Genomic DNA, 4,726 nt, shown 5'->3' with positions numbered 1-4,726 from the left:
GTTGCCGGCCTCGTCATGGAACCACTGCAGTTTGCTCGCGGCGTTGATGGCCTGGATCAGCCTGCCGTTGCCGTCGTAGGCAAAGGTTTCTTCCTCGCGCTGGTCACCCTGGCTGGCCACGCGGGAAATGAGACGGCCGACGGGATCGAAGGTGACGTCGAGGCGGCGTTGCCCGACGTGGGTGGAGGTCAGGCGCCCAGTGTTCGTGTCGTACTGGTAGCGCGTGCTGAGGCCGTCGAAGCCGCTCTCTTCCAGCAACCGCCCGACCGGGTCGTAGCGGAAACTGGCGTGGCTTTCGTTTTCGTTTTCCAGGCCCGTGAGGCGGCCCAGTTTGTCCCACCGATAACGCAGAGTGTTCTCGGCCGCATCCACACGCTCGGCCAGCAAGCCAGCGACGGTGTAGGTCCATGTGGTACAGCGGTCGAAGGCATCGACGTGGGCCAGCAGGCGACTCTCGGCATCGCGCTCGAAGCGCTCTTCGGTCTTGTCCGGGTGGATGACCAGGGCGAGCTGGCCGGCCTTGTACGTGTACTGGGTCTTGTTGCCGGCGGCATCGGTGAACTGCACCAACTGCCCGATATCGTCATAGGCCCATTTGCTGGTCTTGCCCGAGCAGTCGGTGTACTCGACCAGTTGCCCGGCGTCGTTGTACACCAGCGCCTTTTCGTTGCCGTTGGCGTCCTTGATCGCCTTGACCAGACCGGAGGGTGTGTAGGCGAACTCGGTCTTGTTGCCCAGCGGGTCGACGGTTTCGCTGAGGTTGCCCTTGAGGTCGTATTGGCGTTCCCACACACCGGCCTCGGCGTCGCGGATCCTGATCGGGCGACGACGGTCATCGTAGGCAAAGTGAACCTGGCTGTGGTCGGCACGGATATGGCGCACCACGCTGCCTTGCTCGTCGTAGTCGTAACGGTCTTCGCTGCCATCGACGTGGACATGCCGAACGATGTGCTTGCGCTCGTCGCGAAAGATCCACTCCGAGCGCTCGTCGGGGTAACGCACACGGTACAGATGTCCAAGGATGTCGTAGTAGTACCAGGTCTCCTGGCCATGGGCGTCGGTGACGTAGGTGAGGCGAATGTTGCTGTCCCACTCCAGGTGCAACTCGTAGCTGCCGTCATCGGCCCATTCGCGGATGGCCTTGGCATCGAACGCACTGCCCTTCCACTCCAGGTTCATGCCCCGGCCGGTACGGTCGGTGTAACGGGTCACCAGGTGATTTTGATAGTGGTAGTGCCAGGTGCCTGCGTGTTCATCCTGCGCGGCGACCAGGTCGCCATGGGCATCGTAGTGATAGGCACACAGTTGGCGTAGCGGTTGGCCGTCACGCATTTCCCACAGGCCGGTGATACGGCCATGGTCATCGATCAGGGTGCCTAGGTGACGCAGCACGTCACTCATGTCCCCTTGAAAGGTGATGATGTCGGACAGTACCGGCCGGCCCTCGTGCCGATGCTCGTAATGCAGCATGCAGCCGGCATCGTTGTGCAACAGGATCTTCTGCAGGTAGTAGCGCTCGCCCACGCGCAGATAGTGTTCCTTGCGCACGAAGCCGCGGCAGATCACCAGTTCGTCTTCACGACTGCGAACCAGCAGCAGGTCTTCGATAGCGTTGTACTGCGCCTTCTCGACCTTGGGCAGGTCGAACGCATGGCTACGGCCATCGTAGTCGTGAAACAGCAGACCCGTGCCGACCACATCGATGCAGGTGGTGAACGGCGTGACCCAGCGAGCGCCCAGGTTGCCTTGGTCGTACTCGGCCAGGCGCGAGTGGTAGATACGCTGCCACTCGATGGGAAATGCACCCGGCAGGCTGAAGTCGGTATGGATGATGAATTCCGAACCCAGGGCGAAGCTGATGTGGTTGCCTGAGTGCGCCTTGGGCGCGGGGCGCGGGATCGGGCAGGTATCTGGAAGCGGGCTGGTCGAAGCCACGGCCTCATGCTGCCTGGCCGTCGCCCCCAACTCCCCCTTGGGTTTCTCCCGTTCCACCTGGGTCACGGTGCCCGGCTTGCTCACGCCCGACTGCCCGTTCTTGTTGCGCTTGCGAAAGCCCTTCACGGCGCCGTCCAGCACATTGAGCATCGAACCGATGCTCATCGCCAGCGACGGGTCCGCCAGCCTGTTCAACTGGCGCGCCAACTCCGGCCCCAGCTTGCGCAACTGCCCGGTCTGGGCCAGTACCTGAGCCTTGATGTCATCCGACACCAGCTTGCTCACGGCGCTGTTCACCACCCCCTTGCCCGCAGCCTTGCAGGCACTGTGCATCGCACCGAAGATATTCCTGATCGCCGCCCTGGGGCTGTGCGTGAGCTGGTCGCCAGCCGCAGACAATTGCTGGCTCATCGCCGTGCGGTCGCTCCTGGCATTGAGCTGGCCGGTGGCCACGGCGTCCAGGCCGTCGGCGATTTCGCCGAGCATCTGGGTGCCCTTCGCACCCGCCGCGTCAAGAATCTCGGCCAGCCTGGGCTTGGCCTGGGTGACGAAGTCGTCGATGGTGCCGGCGATGGTGGCGTTCAAATGGCCGATCAGCACCTGGATAAGCGAGTCGCCCAGCAGCATCTTGGCGCTGTTGCGCAGCTCCTGGCGCACCAGAAACAACGTCGGGCGCAGGCTCATGCGCGCGGCCGCCATGGTCGGCGGTGCCGGCAGTACGCCGATCAGGTTGATGCCCAGGCTGACCCAGTCCAGCACCTCGCGCTGCTTGCTCTTGACCAGGGTGACCACGTCCCCCAGTGCATCCACCAGGGCCATGATGTTGCCCACCACCGGCAAGGCGCCGGCCACGGACTTGATGCGCTCCAGGGTGACGCTGCCACCACTGATCGATTGCAGCCAGGCGTCGAATTCGGCGGCGCCGCGGCCCACGTCCTTGGCGTCGATGGTGTTGAGCGGGGCGACCGCGACCTGGGGTTCGCGGGGTTTGGCGGACTCGCTCATGCCAGCACCTCGCGGCTGGCCAGAGCCTTGGCCGGGCTGCTCGGCAAGGTCGGCTGGGCCAGACCGGGCAAGGTCTTGAGCGCCCTTGCCGCTTCCAGCGACGCCGCTGCGCCGGGCACCACGCTACTGGCCAGGCCGGCCATCGCGGCAGGCTCGCCCTTGAGTGCAGCGCCCACCTGCTGTGCCTGCTGCAAGGCCGCCTGGCCACTTCTGGCCAGTTGCAGCCCGCTGCCCGCAAGCGCCTTGCCATCGTCCATCACTGCAGAGCCACCGGGGCCCATGAGGCCCTGGGCCATTGTCTTTCCTTGTGCCATAACGTCCTGTACCAGTCCTTTGCCCTTGTCCATGCCTTGCTGCACCAGTGCCTTGCCGTTCTCCAGGCCATCCCTGGCCGCGCCCAGCACCTCGCCGACCACTGATTGCTGGCCGGGTGCGATATCGTCGAGTGAGGGGCTGAGCGGCCACGTGCTGGCGCCAAAGTGGCTGGCCTCGGCCCAGGTGTCAGCCGGGTCCAGGCCGAAGTCGGCCCACAGCGGGCCGAGGGCGGCACCGCTGGCGAGGTTGAAGCCGTCGGCGTCGAGCGTGCCCTTGATCGATTTGCCCAGTGCATCGGTCACGTCGTAGTCGCCGGTTTTCACGCCTTTGCTGTTGGCGTACTGGTACAGCAACTCCAGATCGCCCTTGCCCGGTTTCGGCGGCTCGGGGAAGGTCCCGGCCAGGCTCTTGGGCCCCACATGGGCGAAGTTCGCCGCGTGCGCGGTATACGGCCCGGTAGTTACGTGAGTGATGCCGCCGGCGTTGAAAGTGGTGGCGCTGCCGCCGCCTTGGAGTACCAGTTCGGTCTTGGCCGTGAGGGTGATGCGGTCGGCATTGGCAGTGATGTCGAGCTTGGCCAACAGGTTGATGTTGTCTTTCAGCGCTTTGATATCGATGTCGCCCGACGCCGCCACCAACCGCCAGCCCATGTTCTGCACGAACAACCGCATGCCCTGGCTGGCACTGGCCAGCAGCCGCTTGCCGATCGACAGGCTCGTATGCCCGGTGCTGCTCAACGCCAGGTGTTCACCGGTCGCGACATGGGTCGAGCGTGGCGTGGTCAGGGCAATGCCCGCCGGGCTGGCCAGCACCAGGTGCGGTTCGCTGAACTCGGGAAATTCGTTGGCGCTCTGGTTGGTCGGGCCGCTGCCGACGATGCCCTGGTGCTGCGCATGCAGGGCCTTGGCCACCTCATCCTGATCGCCCGACTCCTGCGCCTGCACCTCGCGCGCCTGCTGGCCGAAGCCGTCCTGCTGCTCGCTGGCGGTGGCCAGGCGTTCGGCGGTCTCGGGCAGGTCCTTGTGGTGCTTGGCTTCGTGATGGCGCGGCTCGGTGGTCAGCAGCAGGCCCGCCGCCGCACGCACGGCGCCATGCCGGTCGGTGCGCAGTTCGAAACCCTCACCGCGCGGCTGGCCGCCCGAGGGGCGCGGGTGGGTCAGGTAGCCCAGGTTGATCGCGGTGGCGCCATGGTCGCTGCGCAACGCGATGCTGATCTCGCTGGTGGTGTCGTCGATGCGCAGCTCGTTGCTGCGGCTGCCCTTGTATTCCTTGCTCTTGACCGTGGCCAGGGTCTTGAAATCGGGCAGCCGGTACGGCGGCAGGTTGGCGCCGTGGTACAGGCAACCGGTGATCAGCGGCTGGTCGGGGTCGCCTTCCAGAAAGGTGATCAGCACCTCCATGCCCACACGCGGCAGCGAGATGGCGCCGAAGCTGCTCTGGCTGGCCCAGCTGGAGGCCACGCGCATCCAGC

At 65.3% G+C, this 4,726-nt stretch carries 2 protein-coding genes; both read right to left on the bottom strand.

Annotated features, from left to right (window positions below):
• On the bottom strand, nt 1-2,940 hold a 2,940-nt coding region (locus MF6396_RS27760; protein WP_161493055.1), incomplete at its 3' end, for a DUF6531 domain-containing protein.
• Nucleotides 2,937-4,726: DUF2345 domain-containing protein (locus MF6396_RS27755; protein ID WP_153046144.1), on the bottom strand; the 1,790-nt coding region annotated here is incomplete at its 5' end. The genes MF6396_RS27755 and MF6396_RS27760, both read right to left, overlap by 4 nt.

The sequence above is a fragment of the Pseudomonas sp. MF6396 genome (assembly GCF_002018915.1).
GTDB lineage: Bacteria > Pseudomonadota > Gammaproteobacteria > Pseudomonadales > Pseudomonadaceae > Aquipseudomonas > Aquipseudomonas palmensis.
This window is presented reverse-complemented; position numbering and strand designations above follow the sequence as displayed.